The organism is Billgrantia ethanolica, from assembly GCF_021404305.1.
Taxonomy (GTDB): Bacteria; Pseudomonadota; Gammaproteobacteria; order Pseudomonadales; family Halomonadaceae; genus Halomonas; species Halomonas ethanolica.
In genome coordinates this window covers 309946-327833 of record NZ_JABFTX010000003.1, presented here as the reverse complement: position 1 = coordinate 327833, position 17888 = coordinate 309946, and the positions used below count along the sequence as shown (strand labels likewise).

The window sequence follows — 17888 nt, the reverse complement described above, 5'->3', positions numbered from 1 at the left end:
AGCTGAAAAATCTTCGAGCGAAGGCCAGACAAGGCAAAAATCAGCGAAAAGACGGAGTTTACCGGTTGTAAATGAGTACTTTGAGCTGATTTTTAACGCTGTATGGCCAAGCGCAGAAATTTTTCGGCCAAGACTAGGCGTAGGTATTGATCTGCGTACCCACCATCCCATCATTGGCCAACTGCGGCTCCACCGAAGCCGAGGCCATCAGCGCCTGGACCTGATCCTTCTGCATGTCCAGCGCTTCCTTGTAGACCTCGAGCTGCACCTGCTGGGCGGCTTGGGCCTGCTGCATGACCAGCGACTGGCCGACGATGGTGTTGACGGCAGAATCCATGTCATTTGCTCCGTTGTTGGTTCTTCTGTCACCTACGCTAACAGCTGAAGGAAGCGAAGGCAAAAACGCAGCCCGCCGAAGCGGGCTGCGCACCACAACCAGGCAACGTTCAGGTCGAGGCGCTTGCCAGAGGTCGTGTCCTCACCCCCATCAGGATCATCAGTGCGGCCAGCAGCAGCACCGCGGCGCTGGCGGCGAATACGTTCAGCGCTCCGCCCAGATCGAAGATCAGCCCACCCGCCGCAGCACCGGTGGCGATCGCCAGGTTGATGGCAGCCACCAGCAGCCCGCTGGCGCTCTCGGCCTCGTCGGGCACCGTGCGGGTGAGCCAGGTCGACCACGCTACCGGGATGGCGCCGAAGGCCAGCCCCCACACTGCCACCAGCGCGGCATCGGTGACCGGCGTGCTTTCCAGCAGCACCAGGGATAGGCCGAGCGTCCCCATCAGCAGCGGCATCAATATCATGGTCAGCCGCAGGCTGCGTTCGACCATCCAGCCACCCAGGTAGTTGCCGAGGAAGTTGGCCACACCGAAGCCGAGCAGGATGGTGGCCACACCGCTCACACCGACGCCGGTCACCGTTTCGAGGAACGGACGAATGTAGGTGAAGAAGGCGAAGTGGCCGGTAAAGACCAGAGCCGCAGCCAGCATGCCCAGGCCGACTCGTGGCCGCATCAGCACGTCGAACAGTGTACGCAGGCGGGTCATGCCGCTGGGTGCCATCCGCGGCAGGGTGAGGAATTGCACGATCAGCGCCAGCACGCCCAACAGCGCCGCCATGCGGAACACGTCGCGCCAGCCGAACAGATCGCCGAAGTAGCTACCCAGCGGCGCCGCGGCGATAGTCGCGGCGGAAACGCCGCTGAACATGATCGACAGCCCCCGCGGCACCAGATCCTCAGGCACCAGGCGCATCATGGTGGCGATCGACATGGTCCAGAAGCCGCCCAGCGCCATCCCCAGCAGCACGCGCCCGATCAGCAGTACCGTCAGATTGGGGGCAAACGCCACCATCAGGTTCGAGGCCACCAGCAGCATGGAGAATCCCAGCAGCACATGGCGCCGGTCGATGCGGCGGGTCGCGGTGGAGATCAGCAGGCTGGTCAGCAGCGCCACCGCCGCGGTAACCGTCACCGCCTGACCCGCCATGCCTTCGGTAATGCCCAGGTCCGCCGCCATGGGCGTCAGCAGACTGGCGGGCAGAAATTCCGCCGTCACCAGCCCGAACACACCGAGGGCCATCGAGATTACCGCCCCCCAGGCGGGCCGTGCCCGCGCTGCCAACTCGTTCATGCTCGTTCTCCTTTCCTAGAGAAGCATTCGTCAGGAACGAGAAGACTAGAGCGACCGGGCCGGACGATCTATGCTAGAAGCTCTCGAATAATTGATCGTTGATCCGAAAACTTGTGAACGGTACGCTGAAGGCGGCTGCGCAAATACGAATGAGGGGGCGTGAGATGCCGAAACCGGAACTGCCCAACGACCTGGTCAGCGAGCTGCTGCTCGGCATGCGCCTGCGCGGTATCGCCTATCGCCGCATTCAGCTCTCGCCGCCCTTGGGGGTCGAGTTCGGACAGGTGGAGGGCTGGGCGCAGTTCCACTTCGTGGCCCGCGGCCCCGTCTACCTGCGCAGCCCCAGCGGCAGCGTGCATACCCTGGCCACCGGCGATGCGCTACTGCTGCCACGCGGCGGTTTGCATGCCCTGCTCTCGACACCCGACCAGCCGGCACAGGACGTTGCCGCCTTCGAAAGTGCCAGGCTGTGCGAGGCGGTCAGCGCGATTCGCGCCTGTCCGAAGGACTGCACCCTCGACGGCGCTCTGACCTTCAGTGGCTGCATGGAATTCGACCTGGGCAGCATGCACGCCCTGGTCTCGCTGATGCCCGAAGTGATGTACGTCGGCACTCTGCTGGAGCGCCAGCCCGAGATCCTGCCCATGCTCGAGGCGATGGAGCGCGAGGCGAAGAGCGAGCGTGCGGGTTATGCCGCCATTCTGGCGCGACTCGCCGACGTGATGGCCGCCTTCATCGTGCGCGGCTGGGTGGAGTGCGGCTGCGGCGATGCCACCGGCTGGATCGAGGCCCTGCGCGATCCGCGCCTGGGGCGCGTCATCGCCGCCCTGCACCGCGAGCCGGGGCGCAACTGGACGGTGGCGGAGCTTGCCGCCGAGATGGGCAGCTCGCGCTCGGTGTTTGCCGAACGCTTCTTGGCGGTCACGGGCATGACGCCGCATCGCTACGTGACCGAGCTGCGTATGCGCCTGGCGGCCCAGTGGATCGGCCGCGAGCGCCAACCCATCGAGACCGTCGCCTATCGCCTGGGCTACGGCAGTACAGCCGCCTTCAGCCGCGCCTTCAAGCGCATTCACGGCCACCCGCCCGGCGCCCTGCGTCATCGGCTCGAGCCCGCTGCCATCCTGCAATCCTCCGCTTCCGGGAGCCCCCATGAACGAAGCCCAGTCGCTGCAGCAGGCCATTGACGAGCCGGTACGCCTGGTGGAATACGACCCCGCCTGGCCGGCACGCTTCGACGCCGAGCGCAGCCGCCTGCGGGAGCGTTTCCCCGCCGAGCTGATCGAGGTGCAGCATATCGGCAGCACCGCCATTCCCGGCATGCCGGCCAAGCCCACCATCGACGTCATGGCCGGGGTCGCCTCCATGGCCGTGGCCGATGCCCTGTTCCAACCGCTGCTCGAACACGGCTACGTGACTTCGATGGAATTCAACGCCAGCCTGACCGACCGGCGCTGGTTCATGCGCCATGCCAACGGCCGCCGTACCCACCATCTGCATGTGGTGGTATACGATGGCGAACTATGGCGCCAGCGGCTCGCCTTTCGCGATGCGCTGCGCGCCGACCCGGCGCAGGCCGAGCGCTACGCCGCTCTCAAGCGCGAGCTGGCTTCACGCCACGGCACGGATCGCGAAGCCTATACCCGGGCCAAGGGTGAGTTCGTGCGCTCGATCATTGCCTTACCTGACTGGAGTTGAGGGCACTCTCCATGCACTCTCCAGCCCCGAAGGCAGTGGCTGATCAGTTGAGATGCACCGCCTCGAAGTGCGCCAAGGCAGTGCCAGACGCATCGCGCAGGGTCAGCGTCTGGCCTTCGATCTGCCAGGTCGCCGTCGCCTCCAGCGCGGCCAGGAAGGCCTGCTCGGTCTCGCCGCCCTGCAGGCAGGCCATGCGCGTGGTGATCAGGGGGCCGAAGTGGAGGGCGTCGTTGTCCAGCCGATAGTTGCCCGCCAGGTGGTTGCATCCGGTGGAGCCCGCTATACGGTTCTCCTCGGTGTGCAGCACGAAATGCGCCTCGCGCTGGTTGTCCACCGCCTCGGGCGTCGCATCGCCGACCTGGGTCAGCTTCCAGTAGGTGTTCACCAGTGGCTCGTCGTGCGTCATCGCTCCCTCCATGGCGGTACACCCCATCAGCACGATGGCCAGCGATCCCAACAAGATGGCAAAGCGCCTTTTCATTCTCGTTCCCTCATCCAGCTTCCTCCACTCCCGCCGCTAACGCAGCGGGCTCCATGTGCCGTAATGTCGGAAAAGCCGCGGCGAATAGCCAGCCTGAATTACGCAGATACCGGGGATTTCGCGCCCTCGGTCACAAGGCCAGGCTGACACCGCCTGGAGTATCTAACCAAGAATGTCGATGCCGCGGTGCCCTTCCTCGACGCCCTCCACCAGGATCACGTCGCCCATCGCATTGGCGGTGCGCAGCGGCAAGATGCGCCGGTAGGCCTCGGAGCGATACCAGGCCCGGGCCTGCTCCAGGCTGGGGAAGCCGAGCATGATCGTATCGCCCTGCCAGTTTCCCTCCAGCACCTCGGTGGGGCCGCCGTGGATCAGGTAGCGGCCGCCGTAGGGCGTGAGGGTGGCATCGATCTTCTCCAGGTACTCGACGATCTCGGGGCCCATGGTGACGTCCTGCAGGCGGGCGATGGCGTAGGCGGTCATGGCGTTGCTCCGGTGGTGGGTTTGCCTCGACAGCTTCGCCCCGCTGGTGCGGCCTGGCGATTACCTGCAAGGTAATAGCCACGCATATCGCTTGGCGCTAATCTGGCTTTATGGCAATGAATTCCCCTACCCCCGGGCAGCTGTTGAAGGAGTGGCGTCAGCGGCGGCGACTGAGCCAGCTCGCGCTCGCCGCAGAGGCCGAGATCTCCCAGCGCCACCTCAGCTTCGTCGAGTCCGGAAGGGCCATGCCCAGCCGGGAGATGCTGCTGCGCCTGGCGGAGCAGTTGGGCGTGCCCCTGCGCGAGCGCAACCGGCTGCTGCTCGCCGCCGGTTTCGCCCCCGCCTTCGGCGAGCGCGGCATCGACGCTCCCGAGCTGGGTGCGGTTCGCGGCGTGATCGAACGGCTGCTGGCGAGCCACGCCCCCTACCCGGCGCTGGCCGTCGACCGCCACTGGCACCTGCTGCTGGCCAACCGCCCGCTCGAGGCGCTGCTCGACGGCATCGACGCCGAACTGCTGAAGCCGCCGGTCAACGTGCTGCGGCTCACGCTGCATTCCCGGGGGCTCGCGCCGCGCATCGGCAACTTCCGCGAATGGCGCGGCCATATCCTCGAGCGCCTGGCGCGCCAGGTCGAGACGACCGCCGACCCGGTGCTGGCCTCGCTCGGCGACGAGCTGAAGGGGTATCCGATACCGGCCGGCGCCCGCCCTCACCTGGCCAGCGCCTCATCGCGCCACGGCGGCATCGTCGTGCCGCTGGAGCTGGTCATGCCGGATGGCAGCGTGCTGTCGCTACTGAGTACCACCACGGTGTTCGGCACCCCGCTCGACGTCACCCTGGAGGAGCTCGCCATCGAGTCGTTCTTTCCGGCGGACGCGGCCACCCAGGAAGCGCTGCAGCAGTTGGCGGCCGCCTCAGCGGATTAGAACGACAGGCAGATCTTTCCAAAGTGACGTCCCGACTCCTCGTGGCGGAAGGCGTCGGCGATCTCCTCGAGCTTGAAGGTGCTGTCGATGATCGGGCGTACACCGCAGGCCTCGATGCCGCGCACCATCTCCTGCTGATGGATGCGGCTGCCGACGATCAGTCCCTGCAGGCGTGCCTGCTTGGCCATCAGCTTGACGGTGGGCACCTCGCCGCCGCGCCCGGTCAGGATGCCGATCAGCGCGATATGGCCGCCGATGCGCACGGCGTCGATGGATTGCGGCAGGGTGCCCGGCCCACCGACCTCGATCACGTGGTCGACGCCCTGACCGTCGGTCAGCGCCTGAACCTTCTTGCCCCACTCCGGCTCGGCCTTGTAGTTGATGGTGTGGTCGGCGCCGAGCTTCTTGAGCGTCTCGATCTTCTCGTCGGAGGAGGAGGTGGAGATCACTCGCGCCCCCATGGCCTTGGCGAACTGTAGAGCGAAGATGGAAACGCCGCCGGTGCCCAGGGTGAGCACCGTATCGCCAGCCTTGAGGTTGCCGTCCACCACCAGCGCGCGCCAGGCAGTGAGCCCCGCCGTGGTCAGGGTGGCGGCCTCTTCGTGGCGGTAGCCCTTGGGCGCGTGGGTGAACCAGGTGGCCGGGCGAATGACCTGCTCGCGGGCGTAGCCGTCGATACCGTCGCCGGGCGTGGTCTTGAAGTCGGCGACCCGCGCCGGGCCGTCGAGCCAGTAGGGGAAGAAGGTGGAGACCACCGCATCGCCAACGACGAACTCCTCGACGCCCTCGCCCACCGCCTCGACCACGCCCGCCCCATCGGACATGGGAATGCGGCCATCCTCGGTAGGGATCATCCCGGCGACCACGGCATAGTCGTGGAAGTTGAGCGAGCTGGCATGCACCCGCACGCGGATCTCACCCGGCCCCGGCACGCCCGGCGCATCGCGTTCGACGACCTGCAGTTGATCCAACCCACCGCCGCTGCCCAGGGTAACGACCTTCATGGCATACTCCTTAGCAATTCGAGCTAGCAATTCGAAAAAATGAGCGTGCCAAGAGACTAGCCTAATGGGCCCGCCTTCGGTCAAGCGATGGCGCGCTGCAGATAGGCCGCCAGCGCTTCCACCTGCCGCTTGCGCCGTGCCCATTCGTCGCCGCCTTCAGGACGTTCCCCTTCGAGACGTTCCCCTTCAGAACCATCCCCTTGGAGATAGCTGCGCCGCGCCACCGACATGGTGGCCCGATGCTCGGGCGGCAGGCGCTCCAGCGCCCAGGCGGCGGCAACGTCCTTGGGAGCGATCTCTCCCGTCTCCAGGGTCATCCACATGCGCGCCAGGGTCAGCAGAACGTTGCGCTCATCGCCCTGCAACCCCGCCACCAGGCCAGGCAGTGAATCGAGGATGGCCCGGCGCAGGTCCGCCTCGGGAATCGGCGCCACAAGCTCAGCGAGCTCCGGCCCGTACAAGGCAAGGCTGCACTGCCTGGCGGTGGTCAGCACCACGGCCAGATCGGGATCGACAGCCGCCGGCGGTATACGGCCCTGCTCGAACTCGTCCCGCAGCCACTCGCCGTAGACCAGCTCGCTCCTCGGCGGGTAGTGCCACGGCATCAGCCCCTGACGGCACAGCAGCGTCACTTCCAATGGCCTGGGTGAGCCGTCGTTCACGGGGCTGCCGGAGACCCGCATCAGCGCCTCGACCAGCCGCCGGCGTATCGCCTCCTCGGGTGGCTGGCCGACGATCACCAGCACGTCCACGTCGCTGTGGGGTCGCAGGCCGCCGGCAAGTGCCGAGCCGAACAGATAGACGCCAACCACGCTCTCGCCCAACTCGCGGGCGACGATGTCGAAGGCGTCCATGGCCTCCTGCGGTAGCGACTGGCCGGCCGCTTGGGAAGAGAGCTTCATCGTGTTCTCCGTTCTTGCTCCCACACTTTCTCCAACGCCTCGGCCACGTAGGCCATGAAGGCGCGGATGCGCGCCACCCGGCGCAGGTCGGGATGGGTCAGCAGCCACAGATCGGTGGCCAGCTCGGGGATCGGCTCGCCGAGTCGCATCAGGGCCGCTTCGGCATCGGCGAGATAGCAGGGCAGCACGGCGCGGCCGAGCCCGTCGCGGACGGCAGCCAGCATGCCGAGCATGGTGTCGACGCGATAGCGGCAGCGCTCGTTGGCCTCCTGGTCGGCCATCCAGGCGTCGAGTGCGGCATAGCCCAGGTGACGGTCCGGCCCGACCCAGGCATCGGCGGCGTCATCGGCACGGGCGTAAACGGCCTGAGCGACGGTGCCGACCCGCCGTCCCACCAGATGCTCGGGTGGCGAGGGCGAGGGCCGCACCGCCACGTCGGCGTCGCGCTGGGAGAGGTTGAATAGCTGGTTGGAGACCGCCACTTCGAGCACGATTTCGGGATGCGCACGCTGGAAGCCGGCGAAGATCGGCGACAGCAGCCCCATCAGCAGCGTGTCGGTGGTGGTCACGCGGATGCTGCCGGAGAGGCGCAGGTCACGCCCCACCACGCGCCGCTCGGCGCCCAGCACCTCGGTTTCCACACGGGCGGCGGTTGCCGCCAGGTCCTCCCCCGCCGGGGTCGGTGCGTAACCCGTGCGCGAGCGCTCGAACAGCGCCACGCCCAGACGCCGCTCGATGGCGTTCAGGCGGCGGAACACCGTGGCGTGGCTGGCTCCCAGCCGCCGCCCGGCGCCGGAGAGCGAACCCGCCTCGGCGATGGCCTGCACCACGCGCAGGTCGTCCCAGTGCAGCGACTGCTCAGTCACGATTCACTCCCCCCAACCCCGGCATGGCGCGGCTCAGCTGCTGCTCAGAACTCGGTCACCACGGTCACGCCGACGCCTTGGAACTCATCCATGCTCGTCAGCGCCTCGATCGACCGTTCCAGGCTGATCCTCTGGCCGACCAGCTTCTCGGGCGAGAGCTTGCCGGTCTGGATCATGTCGAGCATGGCGCCGTAGCGATGGGCCTGCATGCCGTGGCTGCCGAGGATCTCCAGCTCGTGGGCAATCACCTTGCTCATCGGAATGGCCGGCGTGCTGTGATCGGCCAGCATGAGCCCGACCTGAACGTGCTTGCCGCGCTTGCGCAGATTGCTGATCGAATTGAAGCAGGTGGTGGGGTGCCCCAGGGCATCCAACGACACGTGGGCACCGCCCCGCGTCACCTCGATGACCGCCTCGGCAACATCCGCCACCTCGGTTGCGTTCACGGTGGCCACCGCACCCAACTCACGGGCCAACTGGAGCTTCTCGGCCGAGATGTCGACGGCCACCACGTTGGCGCCCACGGCATTGGCGATCATGATCGCAGAGAGGCCGACACCGCCGCAGCCGTGCACCGCCACCCACTGGCCCGCGGATGCCTTGCCCTGGTCGACCACGGCGCGAAACGAGGTCACGAAGCGGCAGCCCAGGCTGGCCGCCGTGGCGAAATCCAACGTCTCTGGCAAGGCCACCAGGTTGATGTCCGCCTGGTGGATGCCGACGTATTGGGCAAAGGAGCCCCAGTGAGTGAAGCCGGGCTGGAACTGGCTGTCGCAGACCTGGTGGTTCCCCGAGTAGCACTCGGGGCAGCTGCCGCAGCCGCCGACGAAGGGCACCGTGACGCGATCGCCCACGCGCCATTGCGTCACGTCCTTGCCCACCGCCTCGACGATGCCCGCCAGCTCGTGCCCCGGCACGTGGGGGAGCCGAATGTCGGGATCGTGCCCCATCCAGCCGTGCCAGTCGCTGCGGCACACCCCCGTCGCCATCACCTTGACCACCACGCCGTGCGCTTCCGGCGTCGGATCGGGCAGTTGCTGGATTTGCGGCGGAGCGGCAAAGGCCTCGTAGACCACGGCTTTCATGCAAGACCCTCTCTGGCGGGCTGTTCAATCATGCAAAGTCGGCTGTCATGTTTTGGGAATGTCGGTTCGTCAGCGTACAGCATAGCCTGAAAGCACGCATCACGTAGGCCAGCAAAGCGGAGATCCAAGATGCATGCCCTGATCGTGTTCTGCCACCCCGAACCGCGCTCGTTCAATGGCGCCCTGAAGGAGGTCGCCGTCGAGACCCTGCAGCGGCAAGGCTACCGTGTCGAGGTCTCGGATCTCTACGCCGAAGGCTTCGATCCGCTGGAGCGGCCTGGCCACTACGTCGAACGGGTCGAGCCCGAGACATTCTTCCCCCTCACCGAACAGCGCCACGCCTATGAGGGCGGCACCCTGCCCGTCGACGTGAAGCGCGAGATCGAACGCCTGGAGCGTGCCGACCTGGTGATCCTGCAGTTTCCGCTGTGGTGGCATGCCCAGCCGGCCATGCTCAAGGGCTGGTTCGACCGGGTGTTCGTCTACGGCGGGCTCTACAGCGGTCGCATGCGCTACGACCGCGGCCGTTTTCCCGGGAAGCGGGCCATGCTCTCGGTGACCACCGGCGCCCCGGCGCCGACCTTCAGCCGGCACGGGCGCAGCGGCCATATCGTGGCGTTGCTGTGGCCGATCCACTACTCGCTCTACTATCTGGGCGTCAGCGTGCTGCCGCCCCAGGTCACCTACGGGGTGCAGGGCGGCGGGCTGAGCTATCAGGACGAGGCGGCGTTCCGTGAACGCCTGGAAGCGGAGAAAGCCGCCTGGGCACGGCGGCTGGAAGGGCTAGACGGCGAGGCAGCGATCCCCTTCGCCGGCTGGGACGACTGGAACGAACAAGGGGTGCTCAAGACCGAGCACCCCCGAGCCTGGCAGCCGTAGGCTCCGCGATGGTGAGAAAGAAGTGGCCGCTAGGGCGCGAAGCGCTCTCTCAGCGGCGCAATCGCCACGTCGCGCGGCTCGCCGTCGAAGTCGTCCTGGATCAGCTCCGCGGCGCGTTGTTCGAGGTAGCGCCCTGAGCCTTCCACCTCGGCGATACGCTGCATGTCGGCCAGCGCTTCGATCAGCTGTGGCGTCAGGCGGTCGAGCACCGGTCGCACCTCCTCGGCGAGATCGGGCGGATCGGCGAAGGGGGAACGCCCCTCCTGCAGCCATTGATGGTGCAGGCGCCGCTGGATCTGCTTGCTGGCCTCGAACTGCTTGTCGAAGAAGCGCCGGGCGAAGGCATCGTCGACGCCAGCCGCCTCGGCATCTTCTGCCACCTGATCGAGAATCTGCGCCTCGCGCTCCGGCGCCTCGATGGGCGCGCCGCTGTTCCATTTTGACTGCGCCACCAGCGGCGCCACGTCGAGCCGCTCGTCGATCAAGACCAGCATGCGGTCGATGGCCGCCTTGTCCTCGTCGGGCGGCTCCGGCGGCTGGGTCTGACACCCTGCCAGCAGCAGGACCAAGGCAATGGCCAGCCAGCGTCCGGAATGGATGGGCAGCGCTCTATGCAACGACATGGCGATCCTCGCTCGGTTATTTATTGGAGATGATTCGAAAGGGTACTCCAATTCGGCTCAACGCTCCCGCTGGGATTCCTGCCACTCCTCCGCGGCCTCCTCCACGCCGGGCTCGTCGCTGCGGTTGCGCCTCCCCTGGCGGTAGGCCTCCTCCTCGCGCACGTCGTCGATCACGCTCATCAGCTCGTTCACGTCCACGGTGCCGGTGTCATGCTCGAAGCAGCCGGTCAGTCGGCTCTCGGGATGCAGCTCGCCGGCTTCGTAGAGCGCCCAGATCTCCTTGCCGTAGTCGGTGCCGAGCAGCTCCGGGGCGAAGCGCCCGAAGTAGCGGCGCATGTTGTCCACGTCGCGCTCGAACATCCACTCGGCGCTGTTGTTGCCGGCGGCATCCACCGCCTGGGGCAGGTCGATGATCACCGGGCCATCGGTGGCCAGCAGCACGTTGAACTCGGAGAGATCGCCGTGCACCAGGCCGGCGCACAGCATCTTGACCACATCGCGCAGGATCTTGGCGTAGTACTCGCGGGCCTGCTCGGCGCTCAGGGTCACGTCGTCCAGTCGCGGGGCGGTCAGGCCCTCGGCATCGCTGATCATCTCCATCAGCAGCACGCCATCGATGAAGCCGTAGGGCTGCGGTACCCGCACGTCCGCCGCCGCCAACCGGTAGAGGGCATCGACCTCGGCGTTGAGCCAGGCCTGCTCCTGCTCCTTCTGGCCGTAGCGGGTCTTCTTGGCCATGGCCCGCGAGCGGCGGCTGTTGCGTTCGCGACGCCCCTCCTGATACTGCACCGCCTGCTTGAAGCTGCGCTGCTTGGCCTCCTTGAAGACCTTGGCGCAGCGCCGCTCGCCGTGGGAAATCACCACGAAGACCTGGGCTTCCTTGCCGCTCATCAGCTGGCTCTCGACTGTGTCGATCAAGCCGTCGTCGATCAGCGGCTGCAATCGTTTAGGTACCTTCACCTATCCTCCTACTGTTCTAAAGCGGCCATCAGCGGCTGACACGCCGGGCGCGAAACGAGCGCCCCTTGAGCTTGCCCGTGCCGAGCTGGGCAAGCGCCGCCTTGGCGACCTCGCGCTGCACCGCCACGTAGGCGCTGCGCTCCAGCACTTTGATCTTGCCTACCTGAGCCCCCTCGATGCCACCCTCGCCGGTCAAGGCGCCGAGAATATCGCCGGGGCGTACCTTCTGCTTCTTGCCGCCGTCGAGCTGCAACGTGGCCATCTGCGGCAGGAAGGGCTCCCGCGTCAGCACGCTGCGCGGCGGCAGCGGTGCCTCCTCCAGCGGCTCACCGAGGAATTCGTTCAGCCGCTCGAGGCGATAGGCCTCGCTCTCGCTGACCAGGGTACAGGCGATGCCGGAGCCGCCGGCACGGCCGGTACGCCCGACGCGATGTACGTGGACCTCCAGGTCGCGGGCGATCTGGTAGTTGAATACCGCATCCAGCGCGGCGATATCCAGCCCGCGGGCCGCCACGTCGGTGGCCACCAGGATGGAGACGCTGTGATTGGCGAACAGCACCAGGATGCGGTCGCGATCGCGCTGCTCCAGGTCGCCGTGCAGCGCCAGGGCGCTGAAGCCCGCCTCAGCGAGGGCGTCGGCGAGCTCCTGGGCCTCACGCCGGGTGTTGCAGAACACCACGCTGGAGCGCGGCCGGTGCTGCAGCAGCAGCCCACGCAGCGCGGCGAAACGCTGCGTCTCGTCGGCCACCCGGTAGACGCGCTGGCGGATGGTGCTCTCGTCATGGGCCTCGGCCACCGCCACCTCGGCCGGGTCACGCATCAGCCCCTGGGCGATGCCCCTGACCTCGTCGCTGTAGGTGGCGCTGAACAGCAGGGTCTGGCGGCTGGCGGGCGTCGCGCCGACGATCGCCTCCAGGCTGGGCTGAAAGCCCATGTCGAGCATGCGGTCGGCCTCGTCCAGCACCAGCACGTCGAGCGAGGCGAGATCGAGCGCGCCCTTGCGCAGATGCTCTTCGATACGACCGGGCGTGCCCACCACCACATGCGCGCCATGCGCCAGCGAGGCCAGCTGCGGACCGAAGGGAGCGCCACCGCACAGGGTCAGCACCTTGACGTTGGGCAGCGTGCGCGCTAGCCGCCGGAGTTCGCCGGCCACCTGATCGGCCAGCTCGCGAGTGGGGCAGAGCACCAGCGCCTGAACCTGAAAGCGCGAGACATCGAGACGCGAGAGCAGCCCCAGGCCGAACGCCGCGGTCTTGCCCGAGCCGGTCCTGGCCTGGGCGATCACGTCGCGGCCCGCCAGCACCGGCGGCAGGCTGGCGGCCTGCACCGGCGTCATGGCCAGGTAGCCAAGCGAATCGAGATTGGCCAGCAGCGGTGGCGCCAGCGGCAGCGAGGCAAAGGCCCCGTCGTTGGGAGAGTCGGACACGGAAATGAACCTGCGAGACTGAGCGATTGCCGAAGCGGCAAGCAAGCGAGGGTGGATGCGAAGGCACGAGCCGAGGTCGCGCTTCGTCTAAAGGCAGGCGAGCAGCATAGCAGATAATCGCGGGCAATACGCCCTACCGGCGCAGCGAGGTCAGCGAGTGCTTACTGGGGGACGTAGCGGGGAACGTGGGACAGGTTGAGCCGGCACGGCGCATGGCGCCATGCCGGCTCGTCGTCATGCAGGCGAGCCGGGCTCGCCCTCATCAGGTGGAGCTCAGCGCCGGTTCGGCATTCGCCTGGCGCGGCGCGTCCATGCGCTCCTCCCAGCCGCCGGCCAGCGCCCGGTAGACGCTCACCAGGGCGGTGGCGGCACGCACGCTGCTCTGGGCCAGGCCGTCCTCGGCCTCGAGCCGTGAACGCTCGCTGTCGATCACTTCGAGGAAGTCGATCACGCCGACCTCGAAGCGCACCCGCGCCTGGCGGGCCGCCTCGGCGCTGGCCGCGGCGGCCGCCGCCAGATGCTCGCGCTCGCGCAGCGACTGGGCGTAGCGGGCGAGCGCCGTCTCGGCCTCCTCCAGCGCCTGCAGCACGGTCTGCTCGTAGCGCGCCAGGTTGGCTTCGGCGTCGGCATCGGCGGCGGCCATGCGCGCCCGCACCCGACCGCTGTCGAGGAACGACCAGTCCACCCCCAGCGCCACCAGCCGGGTCTGGCTGTCGCGACCGAACAGGTCGCCGGTGCTGGCGGCCTGGGTACCGAGCAACCCGCTCAGGGTGAAGCGCGGGTAGAGATCGGCGGTGGCCACGCCGATGCTGGCGGTGGCGGCGTGCAGGCGCCGCTCGGCGGCGGCGATATCGGGGCGGCGGCGCAGCAGCTCGCCGGGCAGGCCCACCGCCACCTTGTCGTGCAGCGCCGGCAGCGGCGCGGGCGTCTCCAGCCGGGCGATCAGCGCGCCGGGCTCGCACCCGGTCAGCACCGCCAGGCGATGGATGATGGCGGCGATCTCGCCTTCCAGCGCCGGTATCCGCGAGAGCGTGCTCTCGAGCTGGGCCCGGGCGCGCACGCTGTCGAACTCGGTGCCGCGCCCCGCCTCCAGCCGGGCCTCGACCAGCGCCAACGACTCACGCTGGTTGTCGGCGTTGGCTCGCGCCACGCGCAGTTGCTCCTGCAGGCCGCGCAGGCGCACGTACTGATCGACCAGCTCGCCGACCACTACCACCTGCATGGCGCGCACATCGGCGGCCGAGGCCTCCGCTTCGGCCTGCTGAGCCTCCACGGCACGCCGCACGCGGCCGAAGAAGTCGAGCTCCCACAGCGCGGCGACGCCGGCATCATAGCTCTCGAAGTCGCGCTGGGAGCGCGTCGCCTGGGGCATCTGGTCGGCGCTGGCTCGCTGGTGCGAGGCGCCGCCCTGGGCGGTGACGCTGGGCGCCAGGTCGCGGCGCGACTGGCGCAGCAGTGCCAGGCTGCGGTCGTGACGCGCCAGGGCGATGCGCAGGTCGTGGTTGGCGTCGAAGGCCTCCTCGACCAGCTCGCTCAGCAGCGGGTCGTCGAAGCCGCGCCAGAACTCGCGCTCGACCGCCTCGGGAGTGACGAGCTCAGCCTCGGCGCGCGCCAGGGCGGCGGGCTCGGCCAGCGTCGGCGCGCGGTAGTCGGGCCCCACCGCACAGGCGGCCAGCGCCAGGGCGAGCGGCAACGGCATCAGGTTGCGCAGGGCTCTCATCGGTTTGGCCAGATCAGGCATGGTAGGCGCCCTCCACGGGCTGTGCGTCACGGGGTTCGGCCTGCCCGCGCGAGACCAGCTTGCGCAGGGCGACGTAGAACACCGGGGTCAGGAACAGGCCGAACAGGGTCACGCCGAGCATGCCGGCGAACACCGCCGTGCCCAGCGCCTGGCGCACCTCGGCGCCGGCACCACCGGCCAGCATCAGCGGCACCACCGCCGCGGTGAAGGTGATCGAGGTCATGATGATCGGGCGCAGGCGCAGGCGGCACGCCTCCAGCGCCGCCTCGACGATGCCGCGGCCCTGCATCTCCAGCTCACGAGCGAACTCGACGATCAGGATGGCGTTCTTGCACGCCAGGCCGATCAGCACCACCAGCCCCACCTGGACGAAGATGTTGTTGTCGCCGCCGGTGAGCTTCACGCCGATCAGCGCCGAGAGCATGCACATCGGCACGATCAGGATCACCGCCAGCGGCAGCGTCCAGCTCTCGTAGAGCGCGGCCAGCGCCAGGAACACCAGCAGGATGGCCAGCGGGAACACGATCAGCGCCGCCCCGCCCTGGTTGACCTGCTGATAGCTCAGGTCGGTCCACTCGAACGCCATGCCGGCCGGCAGCACTCCCGCGGCGAGCTGCTCCACCACCTGGATGGCCTGACTCGACGACAGCACGCGCGGATCGGCCTCGCCCATCAGGTCCGCCGCCGGGTAGCCGTTGTAGCGGATCACCGGGTCGGGGCCGAAGGTGCGGTCGACGCGGATCATGCTGCCGATGGGCACCATCTCGCCATGCTCGTTGCGGGTGCGCAGGCGCTCGATGTTGGCCACGTCCATACGGAAGTCGCCGTCGGCCTGGGCCATCACCTGCCAGGTGCGTCCGAAACGGTTGAAGTCGTTGACGTAGACCGAACCGAGATAGACCTGCAGGGTCTCGAACAGGTCGGTCAGCGCCACGCCCTGGGTCTTGGCCTTGACGCGGTCGACGTGCAGGTCGAGCTGCGGCACGTTGGACTGGTAGGAGGTGATCGGATAGCCCATGCCCGGCGCCTGCATCAGCGCCCCGCTGAAGCCGTCCACCGCCTGCTGCAGCTCGCCGTAGCCGAGCCCGGCGCGGTCCTGCACGAACAGCGAGAAGCCCGAGCCCGAACCGATGCCGAGGATCGCCGGCGGAGTGAAGGCGAAGCTGAACGCCTCCTGCATGGCACCGAACTTGCCGTTGAGCTCGGCGACGATCTCGTTGGCGCTGCGCGAGCGCGACTCGAACGGGTCGAGGCCGAAGAACACCGTGCCGGTGTTGGGCGTGTTGGTGAACTGCAGCGGGTTGAGCCCGGGGAAGGCCACCGCCGAGGTCACGCCCTCGGTCTCCAGCGCCAGCTCGGTCATGCGCCGGATCACCGCCTCGGTGCGGTCGAGGGAAGCGCCTTCGGGCAGCTTGGCGCCGCCGATCAGGTACATCTTGTCCTGGGTGGGAATGAAACCGCCCGGCACCACCTGGAACATCACTCCGGTACCCGCCAGCAGCAGCGCGTAGACGGCGAATACCGCGCCGCGTCGGTGCAGGCTGCGCGCCACGCCGCCCTGGTAGCCCTTGGAGCTGGCGTTGAAGAAGCGGTTGAAGGGGCGGAACACCCAGCCGAACAGGAAGTCGATCAGCCGTGACAGGCGGTCCTTGGGTGCGTCGTGGGGCTTGAGCAGCAGCGCCGCCAGCGCCGGCGATAGCGTCAACGAGTTGATCGCCGAGATCACCGTGGAGATGGCGATGGTCACCGCGAACTGGCGATAGAACTGCCCCGTCACGCCCTCGAGGAAGGCCATCGGGATGAACACCGCGCACAGCACTACCGAGATGGCGATGATCGGCCCGCTCACCTCGCGCATGGCCTGGTGGGCCGCCGCCAGCGGCGCGAGCCCCTCCTCGATGTTGCGCTCGACGTTCTCCACCACCACGATGGCGTCGTCGACCACGATGCCGATGGCCAGCACCAGGCCGAACAGGGTCAGGGTATTGATCGAGAAGCCGAGCAGATAGAGCACAGCGAAGGTACCCACGATCGACACCGGCACCGCCAGCAGCGGGATCACCGAAGCACGCCAGGTCTGCAGGAACAGCGTCACCACCAATACCACCAGCAGCACCGCCTCGAGCAGGGTCTTGATCACCGACTTGATCGAATCGCGCACGAACACCGTGGGGTCGTAGACGATGGTGTACTCCACCCCTTCGGGGAAGCGCTGGGAGAGCTCCTCCATCTTGTCGCGCACCGCATCGGAGAGCGCGATGGCATTGGAGCCGGGCGCCTGGAAGATACCGATGGCCACCGCCTGCTGGTTGTCGAGCAGCGCTCGCAGCGAGTACTCGGCGGCGCCGAGTTCGATGCGCGCCACGTCGGAGAGGTAGGTGATCTGGCCACCGCTGCCGGCCCTGACCACGATGTTGCCGAACTCCTCCTCGGTGGTCAGGCGCCCCTGGGCGTTGATCGAGACCAGGAAGTCGGACGACTGCGGCGTCGGCGGCGCGCCGAGCTGGCCGGCCGAGACCTGCACGTTCTGCTCGCGGATCGCGGCGATGATGTCGCCGGCGGTGAGCCCGCGCGCAGCGGCGCGGTCGGGATCGATCCACACCCGCATGGCGTAGTCGCCGGCGCCGAACAGCATCGCCTGGCCCACCCCCTCGAGCCGCGCCAGCTCATCCCGCACATGCAGCGCCGCGTAGTTGCGCAGGTAGGTGCTGTCGTAGCGCCCGTCGGGCGAGATCAGCTGCGGCACCATGGTCAGGTCGGGCGACTGCTTGTCGGTGGTCACGCCTTGGCGGCGCACCGCCTCGGGCAGCCGCGCCAGGGCCTGGCTGACCCGGTTCTGCACCTGCACCTGGGCCTCGTCCGGGTCGGTACCGGGGCGGAAGGTCAGCGTCAGCGCCAACACCCCGTCGGAGCCGGCCACCGACTTCATGTACATCAGATTCTCGACCCCGGTGATGGCCTCCTCCAGCGGCGTGGCCACCGTGTCGGCGATCTCGCTGGGGTTGGCGCCCGGATAGACGGCGCGCACCTGCACGGTGGGCGGCACCACGTCGGGGTATTCGCTGACCGGCAGCAGCGGAATGGTGATCGCGCCGGCAATGAAGATCAGGATCGACAGCACCGCGGCAAAGATCGGCCGGTCGACGAAGAACTTGGCAAAATTCATGACGAGACTCCCTT

The 17888-nt window shown here is 67.9% G+C and carries 17 protein-coding genes; 4 read left to right on the top strand and 13 right to left on the bottom strand.

The window, feature by feature from the left end; translation table 11 throughout:
• Nucleotides 1–133: 133 nt before the first annotated feature.
• The gene (locus HOP53_RS14560) at nt 134–337 is read right to left on the bottom strand and encodes a putative motility protein (RefSeq protein WP_103969372.1); all 204 of its coding nucleotides are present in this window, start codon (nt 335–337) and stop codon (nt 134–136) included.
• Between the two features lie 109 nt (nt 338–446).
• Nucleotides 447–1631 carry an MFS transporter gene (locus HOP53_RS14555; protein ID WP_234270700.1) on the bottom strand — a complete coding sequence of 395 codons (1185 nt, stop codon included), beginning with the start codon at nt 1629–1631 and terminating at the stop codon, nt 447–449.
• Nucleotides 1632–1795: 164 nt separating this feature from the next.
• Here HOP53_RS14555 and HOP53_RS14550 point away from each other — a divergent pair, with 164 nt between their 5' ends.
• Both HOP53_RS14550 and HOP53_RS14545 read left to right on the top strand, forming a co-directional pair.
• A complete protein-coding gene (locus HOP53_RS14550) occupies nt 1796–2818 on the top strand; it encodes an AraC family transcriptional regulator (protein WP_234270699.1) in 1023 nt (340 codons plus the stop codon).
• The gene (locus HOP53_RS14545; RefSeq protein ID WP_234270698.1) at nt 2784–3329 is read left to right on the top strand and encodes a GrpB family protein; all 546 of its coding nucleotides are present in this window, start codon (nt 2784–2786) and stop codon (nt 3327–3329) included. Before HOP53_RS14550 ends, HOP53_RS14545 begins: the two co-directional genes overlap by 35 nt.
• 43 nt (nt 3330–3372) lie before the next feature.
• Here HOP53_RS14545 and HOP53_RS14540 read toward each other — a convergent pair whose 3' ends face one another.
• Complete coding sequence (locus HOP53_RS14540) at nt 3373–3810, bottom strand: META domain-containing protein (RefSeq protein WP_234270697.1); 438 nt, start codon at nt 3808–3810, stop codon at nt 3373–3375.
• A gap of 162 nt (nt 3811–3972) precedes the next feature.
• Entirely contained in the window at nt 3973–4293 is a 321-nt protein-coding gene (locus HOP53_RS14535; protein ID WP_234270696.1) for a DUF1330 domain-containing protein, read from the bottom strand.
• Between the two features lie 116 nt (nt 4294–4409).
• Between HOP53_RS14535 and HOP53_RS14530 the strand changes: the two genes are divergently transcribed.
• Nucleotides 4410–5219 carry a helix-turn-helix domain-containing protein gene (locus HOP53_RS14530; RefSeq protein WP_234270695.1) on the top strand — a complete coding sequence of 270 codons (810 nt, stop codon included), beginning with the start codon at nt 4410–4412 and terminating at the stop codon, nt 5217–5219.
• Here the strand turns inward: HOP53_RS14530 and HOP53_RS14525 are convergent.
• The 4 genes from HOP53_RS14525 to HOP53_RS14510 form a co-directional block, all read right to left on the bottom strand.
• Nucleotides 5216–6223 carry a zinc-dependent alcohol dehydrogenase family protein gene (locus HOP53_RS14525; protein ID WP_234270694.1) on the bottom strand — a complete coding sequence of 336 codons (1008 nt, stop codon included), beginning with the start codon at nt 6221–6223 and terminating at the stop codon, nt 5216–5218. The genes HOP53_RS14530 and HOP53_RS14525 overlap by 4 nt on opposite strands.
• A gap of 80 nt (nt 6224–6303) precedes the next feature.
• Nucleotides 6304–7125, bottom strand: a complete 822-nt coding sequence (locus HOP53_RS14520) for an aminoglycoside adenylyltransferase family protein (RefSeq protein ID WP_234270693.1) — start codon at nt 7123–7125, stop codon at nt 6304–6306.
• Nucleotides 7122–7991 carry a LysR family transcriptional regulator gene (locus HOP53_RS14515; protein ID WP_234270692.1) on the bottom strand — a complete coding sequence of 290 codons (870 nt, stop codon included), beginning with the start codon at nt 7989–7991 and terminating at the stop codon, nt 7122–7124. The genes HOP53_RS14520 and HOP53_RS14515 overlap by 4 nt, the downstream gene beginning before the upstream one ends.
• Before the next feature lie 44 nt (nt 7992–8035).
• Nucleotides 8036–9076, bottom strand: coding sequence for a zinc-dependent alcohol dehydrogenase family protein (locus HOP53_RS14510; RefSeq protein ID WP_234270691.1), 1041 nt, complete (start codon nt 9074–9076; stop codon nt 8036–8038).
• Between the two features lie 129 nt (nt 9077–9205).
• Here HOP53_RS14510 and HOP53_RS14505 point away from each other — a divergent pair, with 129 nt between their 5' ends.
• Nucleotides 9206–9955, top strand: a complete 750-nt coding sequence (locus tag HOP53_RS14505; RefSeq protein ID WP_234270690.1) for an NAD(P)H-dependent oxidoreductase — start codon at nt 9206–9208, stop codon at nt 9953–9955.
• A gap of 29 nt (nt 9956–9984) precedes the next feature.
• Here HOP53_RS14505 and aroQ read toward each other — a convergent pair whose 3' ends face one another.
• From aroQ to HOP53_RS14480, 5 genes are all read right to left on the bottom strand, one after another.
• Nucleotides 9985–10578 carry a gamma subclass chorismate mutase AroQ gene (aroQ, locus tag HOP53_RS14500; RefSeq protein WP_086511287.1) on the bottom strand — a complete coding sequence of 198 codons (594 nt, stop codon included), beginning with the start codon at nt 10576–10578 and terminating at the stop codon, nt 9985–9987.
• Nucleotides 10579–10635: 57 nt separating this feature from the next.
• Nucleotides 10636–11538 carry a PA4780 family RIO1-like protein kinase gene (locus HOP53_RS14495; RefSeq protein ID WP_234270689.1) on the bottom strand — a complete coding sequence of 301 codons (903 nt, stop codon included), beginning with the start codon at nt 11536–11538 and terminating at the stop codon, nt 10636–10638.
• A gap of 28 nt (nt 11539–11566) precedes the next feature.
• Nucleotides 11567–12967: an ATP-dependent RNA helicase DbpA gene (gene dbpA / locus HOP53_RS14490; protein ID WP_086511285.1), complete on the bottom strand. Its 1401-nt coding sequence runs from the start codon at nt 12965–12967 to the stop codon at nt 11567–11569.
• A gap of 262 nt (nt 12968–13229) precedes the next feature.
• Entirely contained in the window at nt 13230–14708 is a 1479-nt protein-coding gene (locus tag HOP53_RS14485) for an efflux transporter outer membrane subunit (RefSeq protein ID WP_234270688.1), read from the bottom strand.
• Complete coding sequence (locus HOP53_RS14480) at nt 14701–17874, bottom strand: efflux RND transporter permease subunit (protein WP_234270687.1); 3174 nt, start codon at nt 17872–17874, stop codon at nt 14701–14703. Before HOP53_RS14480 ends, HOP53_RS14485 begins: the two co-directional genes overlap by 8 nt.
• Nucleotides 17875–17888 lie beyond the last annotated feature (14 nt).